The organism is Larkinella insperata (assembly GCF_026248825.1).
Classification (GTDB): Bacteria; Bacteroidota; Bacteroidia; order Cytophagales; family Spirosomataceae; genus Larkinella; species Larkinella insperata.
Window position 1 is genome coordinate 6,426,158 of record NZ_CP110973.1, and the last position, 18,387, is coordinate 6,444,544.

At 47.8% G+C, this 18,387-nt stretch carries 14 protein-coding genes; 6 read left to right on the top strand and 8 right to left on the bottom strand.

Features of this window, described 5'->3' with window-relative positions; translation table 11 throughout:
• Nucleotides 1–3 precede the first annotated feature (3 nt).
• The 6 genes from OQ371_RS25870 to OQ371_RS25895 form a co-directional block, all read right to left on the bottom strand.
• Nucleotides 4–1,077 (bottom strand): hypothetical protein, encoded by a 1,074-nt coding sequence (locus tag OQ371_RS25870; RefSeq protein WP_265991406.1) that lies wholly within the window; start codon nt 1,075–1,077, stop codon nt 4–6.
• Nucleotides 1,078–1,105: 28 nt separating this feature from the next.
• Nucleotides 1,106–1,705, bottom strand: a complete 600-nt coding sequence (locus OQ371_RS25875) for a master DNA invertase Mpi family serine-type recombinase (RefSeq protein ID WP_265991408.1) — start codon at nt 1,703–1,705, stop codon at nt 1,106–1,108.
• 218 nt (nt 1,706–1,923) lie between these two features.
• On the bottom strand, nt 1,924–2,307 hold the full coding sequence (locus OQ371_RS25880) for a hypothetical protein (RefSeq protein WP_265991409.1): 384 nt from the start codon (nt 2,305–2,307) through the stop codon (nt 1,924–1,926).
• Nucleotides 2,308–2,493: 186 nt separating this feature from the next.
• A complete protein-coding gene (locus OQ371_RS25885; RefSeq protein ID WP_265991410.1) occupies nt 2,494–3,483 on the bottom strand; it encodes a hypothetical protein in 990 nt (329 codons plus the stop codon).
• A gap of 38 nt (nt 3,484–3,521) precedes the next feature.
• Nucleotides 3,522–3,902: a hypothetical protein gene (locus OQ371_RS25890; RefSeq protein WP_265991411.1), complete on the bottom strand. Its 381-nt coding sequence runs from the start codon at nt 3,900–3,902 to the stop codon at nt 3,522–3,524.
• The gene (locus tag OQ371_RS25895; protein WP_265991412.1) at nt 3,902–7,648 is read right to left on the bottom strand and encodes a phage tail tape measure protein; all 3,747 of its coding nucleotides are present in this window, start codon (nt 7,646–7,648) and stop codon (nt 3,902–3,904) included. Before OQ371_RS25895 ends, OQ371_RS25890 begins: the two co-directional genes overlap by 1 nt.
• Before the next feature lie 38 nt (nt 7,649–7,686).
• Between OQ371_RS25895 and OQ371_RS25900 the strand changes: the two genes are divergently transcribed.
• The 5 genes from OQ371_RS25900 (at nt 7,687) to OQ371_RS25920 (ending at nt 13,903) form a co-directional block, all read left to right on the top strand.
• Entirely contained in the window at nt 7,687–8,088 is a 402-nt protein-coding gene (locus tag OQ371_RS25900) for a Rad52/Rad22 family DNA repair protein (RefSeq protein WP_310586602.1), read from the top strand.
• A gap of 194 nt (nt 8,089–8,282) precedes the next feature.
• Nucleotides 8,283–9,410, top strand: coding sequence for a hypothetical protein (locus OQ371_RS25905; RefSeq protein WP_265991413.1), 1,128 nt, complete (start codon nt 8,283–8,285; stop codon nt 9,408–9,410).
• Nucleotides 9,407–10,000: a LuxR C-terminal-related transcriptional regulator gene (locus OQ371_RS25910; RefSeq protein WP_265991414.1), complete on the top strand. Its 594-nt coding sequence runs from the start codon at nt 9,407–9,409 to the stop codon at nt 9,998–10,000. The genes OQ371_RS25905 and OQ371_RS25910 overlap by 4 nt, the downstream gene beginning before the upstream one ends.
• Nucleotides 10,001–10,227: 227 nt before the next feature.
• On the top strand, nt 10,228–12,813 hold the full coding sequence (locus tag OQ371_RS25915) for a beta-propeller fold lactonase family protein (RefSeq protein WP_265991415.1): 2,586 nt from the start codon (nt 10,228–10,230) through the stop codon (nt 12,811–12,813).
• Nucleotides 12,814–13,105: 292 nt separating this feature from the next.
• The gene (locus OQ371_RS25920) at nt 13,106–13,903 is read left to right on the top strand and encodes a DNA adenine methylase (RefSeq protein WP_265991416.1); all 798 of its coding nucleotides are present in this window, start codon (nt 13,106–13,108) and stop codon (nt 13,901–13,903) included.
• Between the two features lie 334 nt (nt 13,904–14,237).
• Here OQ371_RS25920 and OQ371_RS25925 read toward each other — a convergent pair whose 3' ends face one another.
• Both OQ371_RS25925 and OQ371_RS25930 read right to left on the bottom strand, forming a co-directional pair.
• Nucleotides 14,238–14,552, bottom strand: a complete 315-nt coding sequence (locus OQ371_RS25925; protein WP_265991417.1) for a hypothetical protein — start codon at nt 14,550–14,552, stop codon at nt 14,238–14,240.
• A 789-nt stretch (nt 14,553–15,341) separates the two neighbouring features.
• A complete protein-coding gene (locus OQ371_RS25930; protein WP_265991418.1) occupies nt 15,342–17,411 on the bottom strand; it encodes a PKD-like domain-containing protein in 2,070 nt (689 codons plus the stop codon).
• Nucleotides 17,412–17,983: 572 nt separating this feature from the next.
• Between OQ371_RS25930 and OQ371_RS25935 the strand changes: the two genes are divergently transcribed.
• Nucleotides 17,984–18,232 (top strand): hypothetical protein, encoded by a 249-nt coding sequence (locus tag OQ371_RS25935; RefSeq protein ID WP_265991419.1) that lies wholly within the window; start codon nt 17,984–17,986, stop codon nt 18,230–18,232.
• Nucleotides 18,233–18,387 lie beyond the last annotated feature (155 nt).

Consider the following 18,387-nt stretch of genomic DNA (forward strand, 5'->3'; position numbering starts at 1 on the left):
CTGTCAATAATCAATAATTGGTCTTAAAGTAATATAAGCAAAAGGTTGAAGGAATGGATATAGATAGTTCCAGTGCAAAATTGCGTCCCTACCTAAACGCCATAGTAATTTAGGATCATTCATAGTCTTTGCTCCTAGTTCCCCAGGATGCAATGATATTTGTTGATGCGAAGTTTCAGCTATTGCATTCAGAATGGCACGTATCATTTTTTCCATCTCTGGCCACATCTTATATCTAACTTCATCATAGGCCTTATCCCTTTCTTCAGGACTCAAACTATTCCGTTTATCAGGGGGGAGATTGATAGAAGTATTTGCCACTCCGTAGCATATTAGAATCCTCATAAAAGGAGTTACGTATGCATGAACCTCATATTCTTCAAGAGTTGTTACGGCCCTATCAAAAACAAGAAAGAAAACAGTGAATATAAAGGCCATTATGCGAAAATCTACAGCATCTCTGTCTGGATCGTTCGGAAAATGCTTACTTGGATTAAACCTAACTTGTAGCAGTGCTGCTAGACCACTAATCGCTCTCGTATCTGCATCTATCTCAATTGTCTTTCGATTTCGGGGCGTTAAGATGTCAATCAAATTGTTGTCTTCCTCTGACGCTTTGATCAACCGCAAATGACCACAAAGGATATGTCCGAATTCGTGGTTCATAATGAAAATCACCATTACCTCATGCAAAAACATCAAAAGCTCCGCTCGCTTTTGTGTAAAATTCATGACTGGGCCTTGCGTCAATGATTCTATAAACTCTTTATAGGTGTCATTATGAAGCTTTTCTATTCGCAACGAATTATAACTTATGCCAGAACCTTCAAAAATTCTATTATCCGAAAGGAAAATAGCAAGAGTGTAAAAAATCCAACGAAAGCTAACTTCTGGAATGTATATATTATAAACATGGTCCTCTTGATCGTACCATACTCTTATATTTAAGTCATCCTCTTTTTCGTATATTATATTGATTTTGAACTTATTGTCGTAGTCGTTAACAATATCATTGGCCCAATCATTTACAAGCTTTTTTGAGGCTTCATTAATAATTGCATCAAATGGCAATTCCATATGAATCATGTTTAGTATTTATATCTGACTAATTTAAGTTTCTGTTTTTGATAAAATCCGCCACGGTCTGGCGGTTCACGCCCAGGATCCGGCTGATCGCTGAATGGCTTACCTTGTTCTTTAACAGTTCCCGAATCGCTTCTTCTTTTCCCGATAGCTTGGTTTCCTTCGATTTCGATCCGGCCGGGCGGCCCAGAACCGCGCCTTCCGCTTTCTTTCGTTCCAGGGCTTCTTTCGTGCGCTGGCTGATCAGCTGGCGTTCAATCTCGGCCGATAAGCTGAAGGCGAAGGCCAGTACTTTACTGGATATCGTGTTTCCTAGTTCGTAGCCTTCCTTAATGGATATCACCAGTACATCCTTCTTCATGCACTCATTCAGGATCGACATAATTTCCAGAAGGGAACGGCCCAGGCGCGAAAGTTCAGTAACATATACGATATCGCCCTTTTTCAACCTGTTCAGCAATTCGCCCAGCTGGCGATCCTGGGCGGCCTTCACGCCCGAAGCGGTTTCTTCGATCCATTGATCAATGTGGTGGCGCTTATCGGCGGCCGCCTTTAGAATCTGGAAGCGTTGGTTCTCCACCGTTTGAACGTCGGTAGAAACACGTAAATAAGCGTAGATCATAAAGCGTTAAAATTGTGGGCGCTGATACCGTATTTGGTTTACGTACTTGATGAAATCCATTCGCCGATTAAAAGCCTGGGATAACTCCCGATAGTCCACCAGGGAATACTTTTTTTGCTGAAGAAAAATCGGCTTCCACAGATCCAGTACTTCCAACTCGGTATTACAATACGGAAGCAATTTCAGGGCTTCTTCTTTGGAGTGCGTTGGCTGATCCATCAGATCGGATTAATGGAATCATGGATGGCAGATTTCAGGCCTGGCACGTGGCCGCCCCGCTGGAAGGCCGAATGATACCCCTGAAGTTCTACCACTTCGGGCTGGGCCGCTTCTTCTTCCGTCAGCTGGCGGCCTTCCGCCTTAATCTGATCATACAGGATTTGACCGATCCCTAGATCCAGCACGAAAAAGAAGTGGGTTCGCCCATCGGCCAGGGCTTCGATCCGGCCCGTCCGAAGCGGCTTCTGGATGTACGGCCCGATCCGTTCCAGAAAATCGGCCGCCGTTTTCAGAGTTAATTTAAAGTCGCAGTAGAAGCCCGCCGAAACGAAGGTGCCAGGTATTGCTTCCTGTTTGAAGATGAAAAAACTGTCTTTTAGCATGATGCAGGATTAAACGTATTAATCTGAATTAATTTACGCAATTATAGCCAGAATTAAACCTCATTTCATTGGACAGTTTTCGCGGGCATAAAACGCTCGTTTAAACCCTACAAAAAAGCCCCCGAACGATCCGTTCGAGGGCCAGGCCTTCAAGTGCGACAGGGCCGCCTGCGCGGTAAAAGCCCGTTACACCCGCCACAGTTCCAGCTGGGTCGGAATCACCCGCTGATCTTTGGCCAGGTTCATCTTCGCCGATCCCACCAGGTAATTCACGCCCTTAATGTGGACCTTCTTTTTGAAGCTGAAGGTGGCCAGATCGGCGGGCGTTAGGGCCACGTTCTTCGCCAGGCGGAACGTCCCAGCCTTAAACCGTTCATAGTGGCGATAGCCCGAATCCACCAGGTTATTTTCCCCGTTCCAGATCAGGCTTCGCGCCCCGCTGGTATTCGTGGCCGTGGGTACGCCCGAAACCATTCCATTCCAGAACAACAGCTTCGGAAGTGCCTGGCTTTGGCTATCCTTGTTTAGCGGGCTGATCCCTGGCTGGCTACACCGGGCCAGGCCCGTTACCGGATTGGTTAAGTACGTCGATAAACGGCTCCGGATCGACAGCACCGAACCGCCTTCGTTTTCGGCGGTTTCGGGCGTAACGTACTTATCCATTGCCGCCGGAATCGGTTTCATCAGGGCATCGTTTGAATCCAGTTCATACCCTAATTCCAGCCGGTTAATCGTTTCCGGCGTTTTTGTGTGACCAGGATCCGCTTTTTGCGTCCAATCTATTATACACGCCGATTTCAGCACATCTTCACAGAAGCCCAGATCCAGCACCTTCCGCCGAACATCGAAATCCAGGTACAGATTAAACAGCTTCCGAAGCTCCAACAACAGCCCGCCCGCCGTTAGATCCGGAAGGTGGTTGGCCGGAAAGATCGCCGTGGCCGAATCTAAGGAATACAGGTTCGCCAGCACCAGCCGCGAAAGATCCGGATCATCCAGAAACGCCCCTTTAAACGTCCAGCCCGCCCGCTGGCCGAACTGATTCAGCACCCACCGAAGAAAGAAGTGGGGAACCCTGGCTTCGTCGTTATACCAGCCGTTTCCCGAATCATACTTATTGACGATCCCGCTGAAGCCCTGGTTTCCGTAGAAGCCAGGGTTTTCGATGGATGGCAAACAATACGGATCCTGAAGATGATCGGCGGCCGCCACGTTCAGGGCGGAAGCGCCAGCTGGCCGAAGCCGATTTCCGACAGCGCCAGCCCTTGCAGATCGCCGAAGATTTCGCCCAGGTTTTGGGTAAAGTACAGGGTGGTTTCCCCGGCCGCCGATTGCTGGATCTTTACATACCCCTGTTCGATCACCTGGCTATCCACGTACTTTTCACAGTAATACCGCCGGTTGGTGTAGCCCACTTGCGGATCATAGAAATACCCCAGGATCCGCCGGTTTAAGGGCGTATCGGGAAGGGTGAAACTGTTGACCCTGGATCCTTGCACCGTGGCGAAGTCCAGCATCGGATTATACTTTTCCAGGGTAATCTGGGTACCCGGTTTTAGATCCACCGAATACCCTTCAATTCTGATATCAAACATTATTTGAAGTTGCTGGCTTCGGCCACCACGTTTATTTGATTGTGAACATTTACCCACGTTGATACGCTAAGATCCTTTTGGGCGATTCGGTCCAGGTAGCCGTTCGCCTGGCCTAAGTTGCCCGCCAGATGATCCAGCTTCGTCCGAAGCGTTGTTACTACCATCATGTTCCCGGCCTGCTCGGCTTTGATCAGCTGATCCAGCAGGGCCGAAATCTCTTTAATCAGTTCGGAGTGGTGGGAATTCATCGAAAGCCGCATCATCAGCAGACTAGCCGAAATTGATTTCTGAAGTTCTTCGGCTTGCTTGGCCAGGCCCGTCGTAAACTTGCCCGCCAGGTATTCGCCGATTTCCGCCAGCGCCAGGGCGGTCGCTTCCGTGTTATCGGCGATCGATTCCATCAGCGCCTGGCTTTGCTCGATCTGTTCCTGGGTCGCGTCCACGCTAGCCTGGGCCGATTCCACACCCGCCGTTCCATCGCCCGATGATCCGTAGTTTGCCCCCGAATCGCCCAGGTAATCATCGGCATTGTAGGAAATCCCGCCATCTTCGTACTTTTTCCAGCTGGGCGCTTTGGGAACATAATCGCCGTAGGTGCCGCCATCGCGGAAGATCCGCGCCCCGTTCTTGTGCATGGATGAATGAAGAAGCATATCGATAATCGGCCCGTTATTCCGGCGCGTTTCCCGCGAAAGAATCATAAACGGTTCCCCGCCTTCGGCTTCGCCCACTTCCTGGCCGGTCGCCCGGTCGATCATCGAAATACCCGCTTCACCAGGCCGGGATCCGTGGCGGCCGCCCTGAAGTACGCCCGCGTTTTTAAAGTAGCCCTGGCCAATTTTACCCCCTTTGGCGAAGGTCGGCGGCTTCTGGCTCTGGATCATACCCACCTGAATCGCCGTGGCGGCCGCCGCACCCGCTACCCCGATTAAGCCCAGCGGCCAGCCCATTGTGGCCAGCGATTTAAGGGCCGCTTGCGCCCCGTTAACGATGGCCATCGTAATATTCAGGGCTTGTTCGCGCTTCCAGGCCTTCAGCTTTTCATCTTTGATTTTGGCTTCCGTGTCTTTGGTAATCTCGACCACCTTTTTATCATAGGTGTCTTTATTGATGATCCCCTTATCGTACTGCTCTTTCCAGGCCGCCAGCTGTTTATCCTTTTCCTTCGTAATCTTTAGAATCTGGCTATCCAGATACTTCTGATTCAAGGTCTGAAGCGTTGTAATCACCTGGCCCGCCACCTTCAGCGTGTCCTGGCCTTTGGCCGTAAAATCCTGAAGCGCCTTCTGATTCTTGGCCTGTTCGTTGGCCAGCTTCAGGTTCAGCAGATCCAGAAACTTCGAGTAATCGCCATTCATTAATCCATCAATGGCAGAAAAATACTGTTGCTGATTGGCCAGGCGTTGGGCGGTTTTTTCGGCAGTCAGCGCCGTTTTAGCGGCTTCGTACTGATTATCGTTACTGGTCAGCTGGGCCTTCAGCCGATCATCGATCGCTTTATCCGCCTGGGCGCGTCGATCCGAATCCGCGATCAGTTCAGCGTTTCGGGCTTTTTCTTCGGCGGCTTCGTTTTGAAGCTTCTGGCGGTTGTAATTGTACTCGGCCGTTAGTCGGTCCAGCTTCGCTTCGTAAATGGCCTGGGCGTTGTTTTTGGCATTCGTCAGGTTCAGTTCAGCATTCGCCACGGCCGCCTGGAATTGCAGATCAAAAAGCTGGCGTTCGCCCGCCAGTTCCTTTTCCCGCTTCTCGGTATTCTTCTGAAGCTCCTTCTGGCGCTGATCGTCGTTTTCCTTCTGGATATCCGAAGAAAGCTTCTTATTGATCAGATCCAGCGCCACGGCTTTGCGGGCTTCGTCGGTTATCGTGCGTTCCACTTCGGCCTTTGCCTGATCCGCCTGGAATTGAAGTTCCGCCAGCTTCCTTTCGTGTTCGTCGGCGATCAGACTGATCAGAAGCTTCCTTTGTTTATCGGCCGCTTCCTGATCGGCTTTCGCTTTCTTTTCCCGGTACTCCTTTTCGATGGCCGCCTTTCCGGTTTCGTACGCTTTATCGGCGGCCGTGTATTGCGCCAGCTTCAGCTTGTGATCAGCCTGGCTTTCCTGGATCTTCTTTTTCTCCTGATCCAGTTCGTACTTCAGCTGGGCAATTTTGCGCGTTTGTTCGTCCGCGATGGCCGCAATACTGGCTTTTCGGGCCGCGTCGATCGCGTCCTGATTGGCTTTCTTCTTATCGTCCGAAAGCTTCTTTTCGTGATCCCGGCGCTTCTTCTCATCATCCGACAAATACCCGGCGTTATCCTTCGACATTCCCGCCAGGCCCGTTTTATTGGCCACGGTGGCATCTTCGGCCGATTGTTCAGCGCCCGCTTTGCTGGTGGCGGTTTTCTTGTCTACGTGGGCTTTATGGTCGGCTTCGATCTTGGATTGCTCGGATTTGATCTTATCCGAATAGCCCTTCCCGTACGCTTCGGCGATCTTCGTCCCGCCCGTACTCCATATTTTAGCCGCCCCGGCGAAGTCCAGATTTTTTAAAGCCGATCCGAAATCTTTGACCAGGCCCAGACCCACCTTCAGGGCTTCCCAGATCCCGGCGATCCCGGCCCGAAGTGGCTGGATGTTATTGTACAGCAGAGCAAAACCGGCCACCAACAGCGCCACGGCGGCCACCACCGCGCCGATCGGGTTCATGGCCATTGCGGCATTTAGTAAGGTTTGGGCCGTGGTTACGGCTCCGGTCACAATCGCCCGGCCTTTTTCGGCGGCCGCCAGGCGAAGGCTGTTCGCTTCGGCCACGATGGCCTGGGCGTTGAACGTCACCAGCGCCACGCCCAGGGCCGCCAGCGAAACCTTGTTTTCATTGACAAATTCCGGAACGGCCCGAATGGCGTTCACGAACGTAATCATACCCGCCACCGCTTTGATCACAATGGGAATAAGCGCCTGGCCTACTTCCACCGACAGGCTTTTCACCTGTTTGCCCATTTTATCCAGTTCGGCGGCCGCGTTGTTATTCTTTTTGTTGAATTCGTCGGTTAAGCTGGTGCCTTTCTTCATTTCCGCCGAAGCCAATTCCTGATACTTTGTTACAAGTCCAGTTTGGTCTTTCAGTAAGGACATTACCTTGCTGGCTTCCTGCGATGTAATTCCCAGGGCTTTCAGATCTTTTTCAACCTTATCGGTAGGTAATCCACGCATCCGATCCGCTAATTCCAACAGGAATTTATTAGGATCCGTATTGATCAAATTCTTTACGTACTGTTCTGATTTGCCCAGATATTCCGCGAATTCGTCCGTAGCAACAGCCGCCGTTTTTAGGATGTTGGTTAAGCCGCCCGCGGATATTTCGGCGCTCATTCCCAATTCCTGAAGGGCCGCGCCTAATCCCATTGTTTCCGCAATTTGCGGGCTTAAATCGCCCAGCTGACCCATTCGGGCCGTAAAATCCGATACCACTGGCGCCGTGGCCGAACCGGCCGCGCCCAGGGCATTTAAAGCCGATCCGATTTCGTTGATCGCCTGGCCCGCATCCAGATCCTTCGTTTCTTTGAATAGCTTCTGAAGCGTACCGATCGAACTGGCCACTTCTTCCGCCCCGCCCGTAAATTCATCGCCCAGTGCCACCACGGCCCGATCCACCGACTCGACAAACCCCAAAACTTCATCTTTGGCAATCCCCAGCTGGCCCGCCACCACGGCGATCGAATTCAGATCTGCAAGTAATCGAAGCGAAGAACGGTAAACCGGCAAAGCTGATTGTCGTTCCGTATATCACGAACCGTTCGGTAATGGAGCGATTCGATGAACAGTTCGGTTGGGATAAATGGCAAAACGATATCCTCGAACTGAAAGATGGATTTATCTGCACGATTACCGTTACGCTGAATAACGGCGATCGAATCAGTAAAACCGACGGAGCAAGCCGTACGGCAATTGAGCCGGTGAAGGGTGGTATCTCCGACGCGATGAAACGAGCCGCCGTCCATTTCGGTCTGGGCCGGGGCCTGTACAACTATCCGAAAGTGTTTATCGAGTGCGAAGGCAAATACATCCCTGATTGGGGTCAGCGTCTGCTGGATGCGCTGGTTGACTCGGTCAACTCGGGCAAGCCGCAGCGCGATGTCGTCATTCTCAAAGAAGAACACGTTCGGCAACTCCAACGGCCGGCTACTGGGGGAAGAGCCCAATAAAGTTCTACTAGACTCCACAAAACAAAATCGCCCCGGCACAATGCGCAGACAGGGCGATCAAAATATAAAGGTTATTACTCCAAACCGGGTACACAAATTGTACCACGGGGCAAAAAAGCAAGTATATGGTTACCCTCCACTACTGGCTGTAGTTTGAATCAAAGTTTAAGCTTACTCCAAAATCTCCAATAAACATGACTGACGAAACCGTTCAGGAAGCCGTGGTGATACCCGGCCCAGAAACCCCTATTGTCTTTTCCGTCACGGATGCGGCAATCAACCAGATGAAAGCCGAACTCCTGAGCCTGACTATTCCGGCTCAGGAAGACCGTGAAGGCTACAAACACATTGTCGAAGCCCGGAAAATGGTGAAGAAAACCCGGCTGGATGTGGGCAAAAAGCATGACGAAATGACCGAGGAGGCTAAATCCTACGTCAAACGAGTCAAGGCCGAAGCCGACCGGATCGTCGGTTCACTCAAGCCGATCGAGCTTCACCTGCAAAGCCTGGAAGATGCTTACGATGCGGAGAAAGAACGTATCCGCAAACAGAAGGAAATTGAAGCGCAGGCCCGGATTGAAAACCGGGTCAACCGACTGCGGTCAGCAGGTATGATCTGGGACGGAGTCGTTGAGATGTTTATTCTGTTGCAGGAACATAAAATTTCTTGGGAGGATATTAAGAATCTTCCTGATGATCAGTTCGAACCCCTAGCTATTGACATCGAAGATCGGTACAAAGCGTATTTGGAAGCCGAAGCGGAAAGGAAGCGACTGGAAGAGGAGGAAGCCGCCCGGAAAGAAGCTGAGCGGATAGCAGAAGAGAAACGAATCCAGGCTGAACGCGACCGGCAGTCTGCTGAACTTAAAGCGGAGAATGACAGGCTGGAAAAGCTTCGCAAAGAGCAGGCAGAGCTCCAGCGGCAGTTGGATGAACAAGCCGCCGAGTTGCAACGCCAACAGGATGTAATGCGGTTGGAACGGGAACGGCTGGAAGAACTAGCCAAACCGAAGGAGACAGAGCCGGTTGCCGAAGTGTCAGTACTTCCGGATCGGGAACCATCTACGGCCGTAACTGTCCCAGTTGCTGAAGCTATTCCCCAAGAGCCTGCATTAGAAGCGCACTGGGCAACCAATTTAAGTAAGGGAGCTCAAAGGGAGTGGGAAAAAGACTTGCAAAAGTTGCGAAAAGTGAGTGAAGACTTTGGAGCTTATAAATACCCGGAATTGGAGTACGTCGATGCGCGAAATGTATTGGAGGAGTTTCAAAACCGGTTAGTGGTTGCAATTGGTCAATTAACAGCAAACATCAGTGAGTTGTGAAAACGATCCTCATCCACACCAACGATCGTTTGAAAGCCGACTCGCTGGAGAAGCTCCTGAAGGTCGACGGCTTTGCTATCCTGGGCAAATCAGTTGCCATCGATACGATCATCACCCGGCGGCCGGACATCGTGCTTACGGACGGGATCGTCGATACCACCCCCTTCGATAAAGTCCGTTTCGTCCTGCTGCTGCCCGAGTTTGACTCTCACCGCATCGCCGACGGACTGAAAGCCAATTACTGGGGCTTTGTGCTCAGTGACGACGGTTTGCAAGGTCTGTATGACTGCCTGCGGTCGGCGCAATCGGGTGAGAAGTTCTTTAGCACGGCCGTGCTGGAAAGGCTCCGACGCTCCGGCGTGGCCGTGCATGAAGAAACGGTGATGAAATCCATCGCCCAGCTGAGCACCCGGGAGAAGGAGATTCTCAGGCTCATCGCTACGGGTTTACCTGGGCACACCATCGCCGACCGGCTTTTCATGAGTTACCGGACACTGGCCAATCACAAGACCAACATGACGGAGAAGCTGAAGCTGGTGTCCGCCAAAAACCTGCCCCACTTCGCTATTTCGGTCAGAGACTATCTGTAGCTCATCTTACTAAGATAACGCTCCTCTTTTAATAAAATAGATCGGTATTTTTCAGACGGCAACGATAAAGTAAAACAGATATATCAATCCAGGTTCTTGTCAATTTATCGAGTAGCATTTAAATCCTACCCATTTGTTAAGTTTATGTCTGATAATAGGTAGATTTATTACGATTTTCTTTTTCAATTAAAGGAATGAAACTATGCTTAACTGCTTAAAAAAAACTTATGGAACACTTTACACACTTAAAGAGGTTAACCTTTGCCTTCTCAACTTTCCTTTATTATTGTCTATTTATTTTCATAACCGCATTTTTCAACCAGGCACTAGCCCAGTATGCTTATGGAATCAACTCCTCAACTTCTGACATTGATGTAGTTAATCTGGCTACCAACCAGGTGGTCAGTAAAATTGCTACAGGTGTAGGGCAAACGAATATTGATATTACCCCAGATAACAGCCGCATCTTTGTGACTAATAATAAGAGCAATACGATTTCTGTATTCAATACCTCCACAAATCAGATAGCGGCTATAATACCAACTCTATCAGATCCGCAGGATATAAAAGTTAGCCCAGATGGTGGCCATATGTTTATTATTAATCAGAGTTCCCAAATTGTTCTGGTTTATAATGCTAATAACTACCAACCCATTTCGACAATTTCCTCAGGGTTAAGCCCTAACAATTTAGTGTTGAGTCCGGACGGAAAAAATCTTTACTGGCTGGCATACAAAACTGGAACTCAGCTTTATGAGATCAAGCACTATAATACTGTTACTAATCAGCTAGAAGAGCCAGTACCCGTTGAACTTGATTTTTTGAGTTATCCCATTCTGAAGATAAGCCCAGACGGAACACGTCTTTACGCAGGCAATAGTGAAAAGGGTATTTATGTTGTTAACCTAGCGTCCAGAAAGCTGGAAACGAAAATTTCTAATACAACCGGGGCGAGTAGTTTTGAAATAAGTCCAGACGGTAACCAATTGTATTTAAGCAAGTCAAGTGAAAAAATGATTCAAATAATTGAAACTGCTACTAATCAAACTGTGTATGCAATTGAAACAGAGAAGCCAACGGACGATCTGGCTATTAGTTCTGATGGGAACCTTATATATGCTGCAAATTCGAACGATAAAGCTGTTACTGTGATTAATACAGTGACCCGAAAAAAGGAAGCCACTATTTCTTTTAATGTATATATCAGCAAATTGGTTCTGCAAAAAAGGAAAACCACGACTCCTCCAGCTTCAGGTCAACCTAACTACGAAGGTTTTCTGGATAAGGTGGAATGTGGTTCCATTCGAGGATGGGTATGGGATAGCAAACGCCCCAATACACCGCTGACCGTGGAAATTTTAGCCGACGGTAAAGTCATTGGAACGGCCTCAGCCAATATATTTAGACAGGATATTAAAGACGCCGGAAAAGGTAACGGCGAGCACGTTTATAGTTTCTCTACTCCTGAACAGTACAAGGATGGAAAGACATATTCAATCAGCGCTCGGGTACAAGGAAGTAATTACACCTTAAAATCCTCGCCCAAAACGTTGACTTGTATTATCCCTCAGCCAGTAGACGGCCCAAGTTGTGACTCGTTCACGAATTATAAAGTAGAGAATGGTGCAAGCCATAAGGCTGTAAGTGGAGTAAAAGTGGTAGGAAACACTATTTATATCGCTACTCATGGAGGTTTAGGAATCTCTACCGATGGAGGAAAGACTTTTACCTATAAAACGACGGCCAATGGACTAGGTCATAACCAGGTGTCAAAAGTCTATGTTGTTGATAATACTATTTATGCCGCCACCTACGGAGGATTAAGCATTTCAACCGATGGTGGGAATACCTTTACCAATAAAACAACTGCCAATGGTTTGTTAATTAACTATATACTAGATGTTCTTGTCATCGGAAACACAATTTATGCTCTTCCATATGGGCAAGGCATCGCCATCTCGACCGATGGTGGAAACACCTTTGAAACCAAAACACGAGATGAGGGATTAGGAGCTCGTACTGTTAATGGAATATATGTCGTCGGCAATATGATCTATGCAGCTACTACCGGGGGGCTTAGTATCTCCAGTAATGGAGGGAGATCCTTTGTCAACAAAACAATGGCTAATGGTCTGGCTGCGAATTCTGTGAGTGGAGTGTATGTAGTTGGAAAAAAAGTTTATGCCTCAACTGGGGGTAGAGGCATAAGCGTTTCGACCGATGGGGGGAATACTTTTACCAGCCGGACGACCGCTGATGGTCTGGGTAGTAACACGGTATGGGGCATATTCGCCCAAGGTAACACCGTTTACGCTTATACTGATAAAGGATTAAGTATCTCTATCGATGGAGGTAATACATTCACAAATAAAACTATTGCTAACGGGTTGGGGAACGATGTAGTACGTGAAGTATATTTAGTTGATAACAAAATATATGCTGCTACTTACGGGAGCTTGTCTTATTGTGAGTCAGACGTTTCATCCAACCGGTTAACGCCATCTTCTAGCCGTATACAGTCAGAGGAGCCTGCTAAAAGTCTGCAATCCAATTCAGCATGGGACGCAGTGCTATTGGGTAACCCAGTTTCAACTGGCATAGTCGAAGTAGAAATAAAAGGTGCTCAGGGCCATCAAGTTAAACTGTCATTAATTGATTCTGAGGGTAGGGTAATCGGTCAAACTCAGGTAAAGATTACAGAAGGCATTGAGCGTCACCGTATAGTGGTGAGAGATAAGCCTCCGGGGCTATTGTTGCTTCAGGTAAGTACTCCTACGCATTCAAAAACGTTAAAAGTGCATAATGCACAATGACCTTTGTTAAAAAGCTTCATGTTTTAAAAAACAAGAAGTCATGATTAACTTTCATGACTTCTTGTTTACAGCTTATGAAAACAATCCATCATCTCTTAAATAAACTCCCCGAAGGCTTTCACGTCTTTATTGTAGGCTTATTGGGAACCCTTGCCGTTCTATTATTAATCATGAGTCTACACAGCCTGCAATAAACTAACAGAAATATTTTCTATAATATAAGTATTATATAAATAATTCATTTGTATTATAGTTTGGTCATGCGTTTCTTTGTAAAAACTTACTCAACGTTATGACCACCGTACAATTAAAAACTCCTATCACCTATTATGGTGGTAAGCAGCTGATGCTGCGTCACATTCTCCCACTCATCCCCGAGCACCACACTTACATCGAGCCTTTTTTCGGCGGAGGAGCCGTCTTCTGGGCCAAAGCACCATCAGCCGCCGAGGTTATCAATGACATCAACAACCGGCTGATAACCTTTTACAAAGTACTGAAATACGATCTGGACGAATTACAGGATCTAATCGACGAAACCTTTCACAGTCGAGCCCAGCATAAACAATCCGATGAGGAGTACTTATCAGGGGAGCTAGAAATCCGGGACGTGCTCCAGATGGCCTGGGCGGTTTGGGTGCAAACAAATATGTCCTTCAGTTCAACGATTGGCGGTGGTTTCGGTTACGACCGCTACGGTAAGTGTGCGATGAAGATTGCCAACAAAAAGAAGTTGCTGACAGATGCCTATCAGGAGCGGCTCAGAAAGGTGACCATTGAATCTTACGACGTGCTGAAGGTAATCAAAGCCTACGATGCTCCGGATGCGTTTTTCTATCTGGACCCGCCGTACGTCAGCGCTGATCAGGGACACTACGCCGGTTACAGTCAGGAAGATTTTGTAAAACTGCTGGACGCCTGCTCAAAGCTGCAAGGCAAGTTTCTGCTCAGTACGTATCCTGAACCGGTATTGATGGATTACCGGGAGCGATTTGGCTGGAAGTCGCAGGATATCGAAAAAACACTGGCGGTTGACGGCCGCCGGAAACAGAACCGCAAGAAGGTCGAGTGTCTGACCTGGAATTACTGATTTTCTTATATTTGTTAACCTTCCACCACGGACAGCTGTACTATGGAATGAATGATGAGGCCCGATATAAAGTCGGGCCTTTTTCTTAAATCTTGATCGAATCAATCTTCTGTTTAGCTGCACCAATCAAGTCGATTAATTTTCTGACGTCTTCTATTTTCAAATAGGCTGTCGTTTTACCGATCGTCCCACTTGTAACAGCAAGGCTGATTGAACCTTTATAAGTGTAAGCTGATATCTCTAAATCGTCTTTTGTCTTATAATCAGCTTCAAAATCATTAAGCTTTGTAACCGACTTGCCGATTTTGCTGATATACTCTAAACCTTTTATTAATCAAGAAATTTCATCATAATCTATATATGATGTATTACTTCTATTCACTCGATCTTCTTTTTTAACTTCAATGGAAATACCATACTCTTTTTTACCGTCGACTGCGTTTGTATATTCTCTAGCTTCAACTATGACTGACGTTTCATAAGAACCACTGACAGTGCCTATTTCCGAAAATGCCTTTATATAAACGCGACCGTACTGCCCGGAAAAGGTCTCAAGCTTTGTTTTAGGTGGTTGGTTTTTAACTTCATCTTGGGAAAAAGCAGCCGTAGAAGCACATAAACTAAAAAATACAATGTAAATAGTTTTCATAGATGACTTGTGAGGTTTCCAGTTAATTTGCAAAAACAGTGCTAGGCCTCTTGGCGCGTGTATGGATTTGACCCCACCGGTATTTTAAGTTATTATGGGGTCAAATTTTATACACATCCTTCGGTTTCTATCAGACAGTACCGGAAATAGAATATCGGCAAACAAAAACCAAAATGTATTCTAAACCTGTCTGGCCTATCCCTTTCCTATAAATGCCGATCAAAGCCGATGGAAAGGGAAGAAAAAGCGACGACTCAACTTCCGGTGGGACCAATAATAAACATTTCAATACCTGACCTTTAATTAGCCAATTACCAGCTATTTGTTGCGAGAACGCTTCAAAGGTCGTTTTGAAATTGTAACAAACCATTGTGAGCTTATTCCTTCATCCTAAGGCGGCCGTTTTAATGCACTCATCAGACCAGAACCCATAGAAGGTTGTGTTGCCAGTCCTCACGAGTGCACACTTACGATCAGACTATCAGGCCTCTTCAAACTGATGGTCTTTTTGTTTGATACACACTTGTTTTTAGTGTCAAAATAGATGCGCTTCGTTTCAAGATTGTTGCTGGACGAAAAACACGAAGCTAATTAAGTTTCGTGTCCGGGGATTCGAGGACCCTAGACAAGTATCCGCCAAAAACCTGCATCACTTCGCCCTATCCGTCAGAGATTATTTGTGTATAGATACTTACTTAGCCAACGAAAGCGCGCTAGCAGTCAGCGCGCTTTCGTTGCATTCCATTTCAAAACGGATGGTTATTCAGGCGAAAAATCGCCTAGCGTGCCTCAATCTTTCGTTGTCAGCTTCAAAGTTTTACTCTTGGTACTGGTTACGATTCGCAACAACAAAATTTCATTGGAGCGATGGTCAAGGGATAAACGAAAGCGCTCCAAGTTTGAGGTAGGTTGCACCGGGGTGATTTTTTTAAGCAACTGTCCCTGAGCATCGATTACCTCCAAGCTAAGCGTCTGACCCTGGGCATTTTTCAACTCAACGTCTACTTCGCCCGACGAAATTGGATTCCCTAGCAAAACAGCACTCCAATCAGCATCATTGGCCGTTTCGGACTGGGACAACCGGAATGGGCTGGGACATTCTACTGTTTTAGGGGCCCATTTTAGTACGTAACTTGTTCCTAATACCCGGGCGCTGATCGAATGGGACTTCCCATCTTTTATGTGTTCTGGCGTTCTGAAATTGTACACGTGTTCTCCGTTACCCTTGCCGGCAGCCTTGATGTCTTGCCGGTATATATTGGCTAAGGTGGACCCGATCACAATTCCATCCGCCGAAAACTCAACCGGCAAGGGTGTATTGGGTTGTTTGCTATCCCATACCCACCCCCGGATGGTGCCGCACTCAACTTTATCCAGGAAGCCTTCATAGTTCCCCGTTGCCGGCGGGGGATTGACCACCACACTCATCGCTCTCATGGGAGCCGCTCCACAGTGATTGTGGGCCACCACACCGACTCCCCCCGAGTACAGGCCCCAGTTTACGGTTATCTGAGCGGTGCCCTGCCCCGCCGTGATAGTTGCATCCCCTGGAACTACCCAGTCATATTTATCTCCAGGAGCACTATTCTTTACTGAGTACGCCAGGTTTTTTTGCCCCGCAATCACATTGAAAGGCCCCGTAATCGACTGGGGTCTACGGGGAATAGTATCTACTTGATGATTAGCCACTACCTGAGTTGCAGAACCCTCCAGCGTTACAACTGCTTTGTGTACACCTGAGCGGTATGTCAAAAAAGTTGAAGTGGCCTGGGATTGCCGGCCAAACCGTCGGATGCCGTTCCCGACCAGATCAGCTACGTAAACATTGCCGCTGTTGTCGGCCCAAAGGCCAAAGGTGCTTCGAATTTGATTCGGAGCAGCGCCAAACCCGTTTCCTCCAGCTACGGTAATACCATAACTGGCATTGGGGCTCCAGCGCTGTACCCGGTAGTTGCCCCGGTCTACTACATAAATATTGCCTTCCGAATCCACGCTGATGGCCGAGAAGAAATCTGACTGGCTGGCTGTTTTGCCTTTCCCCATTTTTCCAATCACGGTTTGCCCCGTGGTAGCTCCGGGAGCCCATTTCTGAACCCGGTTGTTGAACTGATCGATCACATATAAATTGCCTTTGTGATCAATTCCTATATCCATCGGTTCGTAAAACTGATTGTCACCGGATCCCTTACCGTTTCCTCCCGCCACGGTTTGCCCCGTGGTAGCTCCGGGAGCCCACTTCTGAACCCGGTGGTTCCAGCGGTCGGCAATGTACATATTACCGGCCTTGTCCATGCAAATGGCCCGGGGGCCACTGAATTGATTGGCGGCCGATCCTTCTCCATTACCACCCGCTACTGTAACACCAACAGTAGCCCCAGGGGCCCACTTCTGAACCCGGTTTTTGGCGTAATCGACTACGTAAACACTGCCGCTTTCGTCTACCCAGATACTTGAGGGAGAAAAGAATTGATTCATTTCCGATCCTTTGCCATTGCCCCCGGCTACCGTTACACCGGCGGTGGCTCCGGGAACCCACTTCTGGACCCGTTGACTACCATCTTCGAGAACGTAAATGTTTTTCTGGTGATCCACAAAAACATCCAGGGCAATTGGGCTCAAGTTGGAGCCATTGCCGCCAGTTACGACAACGCCTTCGGCTTGCCAGGTCGAGTTAACCTGTAAAAGTGTATTACCCAGATACCAGTCAATGCGCTTGGGAACACCAGAGCCAGCCTGCAGGGTGAGGGTAGCGCCCACACAGGGATCGCCTGTGATGGAAACTTGAGCTTGCGACAGGCAAGTACTGAAGAAAAACACCCCGTAAACAAGGGCGAGTAAGGGTGATGCATTTTTTTCCATTTGTGTTTAGGAATAATGGGTGATGGCCGTTCTGTTTTCAAACTATTTATCAGACAAGCAAGGTATACTATTTCGATTTATTTCAGAGTTATAAAACCAAAATCATGAACATTGTATCTAAAAATTATTCAACAGGAAATTTTACCGTACCCCAGAAATAGTAGTAATGATTTTCAGATTATTGCGTAATGAACCCGCGAAGTATCCCCTTGGTCGATGCTGTTAATGCGCTCTAGGGTGTCAAACAGTAGTTTATCAACAAGCGCATGAAACGATTGACTGCTGTTTACAATAATCGATAAGAATAGTATACGCCTTAGATCTTACTATGATAAGTTGGCGATTTCTCGCTTCTTAATACGAACATCAAAATAATGGTTTCCGGCGTTTGTAGGTATATGTAAAGGATAAAAACCAGGTTGACCGTTTACACAATTTGCTTTGCCTTTCCATTCTAAATGCGGTAGAATTGATTCAGGAGTGACGCCATCTTAACACTTATTCGAGCATCGCCGGAGTCCTTATCTAGCTCCTTACTATTTTTGCAAGAGGCCCCTAAACCGTCTGCTGTTATGGATAAAAGCGAAAAGGAAAATAAGGGTAACGGCGAGTCCGAAAGCAAAGCCACAGCATTGATCGGCATTATCGGTTCCGTAGTAACCATCCTGTTAACAATCTGGAACACTTATACTAAATCGGTAATTGACGCTCAGGAAAAAGGTCTTCAGGAATTAGAGATTCGCTTGAAAGAACGGGCAGCGGGCCTGGAAGAGTCCCGTGAGCGAGTCGAGCGCTACAGATGGGTCTTGTTTCGCTGTTGAAATGCTAACACGACTGAGGTGCGCAAAAGGTCGGTTGCCAGCCTTATTACTTTGTATAAATCCTCTTCGCAGGCCATAGAATTGGCGCTTCAACTCTATGACGCCGACCGCATAAACGCTTTATCACCCAGTGGATTGATCAACGGATTGTATTT

Excerpts from the sequence above, each read along its gene's own strand:
- OQ371_RS25870 (WP_265991406.1), bottom strand. The coding sequence starts at position 1,077 with ATGGAATTGCCATTTGATGCAATTATTAATGAAGCCTCAAAAAAGCTT.
- OQ371_RS25875 (WP_265991408.1), bottom strand. The coding sequence starts at position 1,705 with ATGATCTACGCTTATTTACGTGTTTCTACCGACGTTCAAACGGTGGAG.
- OQ371_RS25880 (WP_265991409.1), bottom strand. The coding sequence starts at position 2,307 with ATGCTAAAAGACAGTTTTTTCATCTTCAAACAGGAAGCAATACCTGGC.
- OQ371_RS25890 (WP_265991411.1), bottom strand. The coding sequence starts at position 3,902 with ATGTTTGATATCAGAATTGAAGGGTATTCGGTGGATCTAAAACCGGGT.
- OQ371_RS25900 (WP_310586602.1), top strand. The coding sequence starts at position 7,687 with ATGGAGCGATTCGATGAACAGTTCGGTTGGGATAAATGGCAAAACGAT.
- OQ371_RS25905 (WP_265991413.1), top strand. The coding sequence starts at position 8,283 with ATGACTGACGAAACCGTTCAGGAAGCCGTGGTGATACCCGGCCCAGAA.
- OQ371_RS25915 (WP_265991415.1), top strand. The coding sequence starts at position 10,228 with ATGGAACACTTTACACACTTAAAGAGGTTAACCTTTGCCTTCTCAACT.
- OQ371_RS25920 (WP_265991416.1), top strand. The coding sequence starts at position 13,106 with ATGACCACCGTACAATTAAAAACTCCTATCACCTATTATGGTGGTAAG.
- OQ371_RS25925 (WP_265991417.1), bottom strand. The coding sequence starts at position 14,552 with ATGAAAACTATTTACATTGTATTTTTTAGTTTATGTGCTTCTACGGCT.
- OQ371_RS25930 (WP_265991418.1), bottom strand. The coding sequence starts at position 17,411 with ATGGAAAAAAATGCATCACCCTTACTCGCCCTTGTTTACGGGGTGTTT.
- OQ371_RS25935 (WP_265991419.1), top strand. The coding sequence starts at position 17,984 with ATGGATAAAAGCGAAAAGGAAAATAAGGGTAACGGCGAGTCCGAAAGC.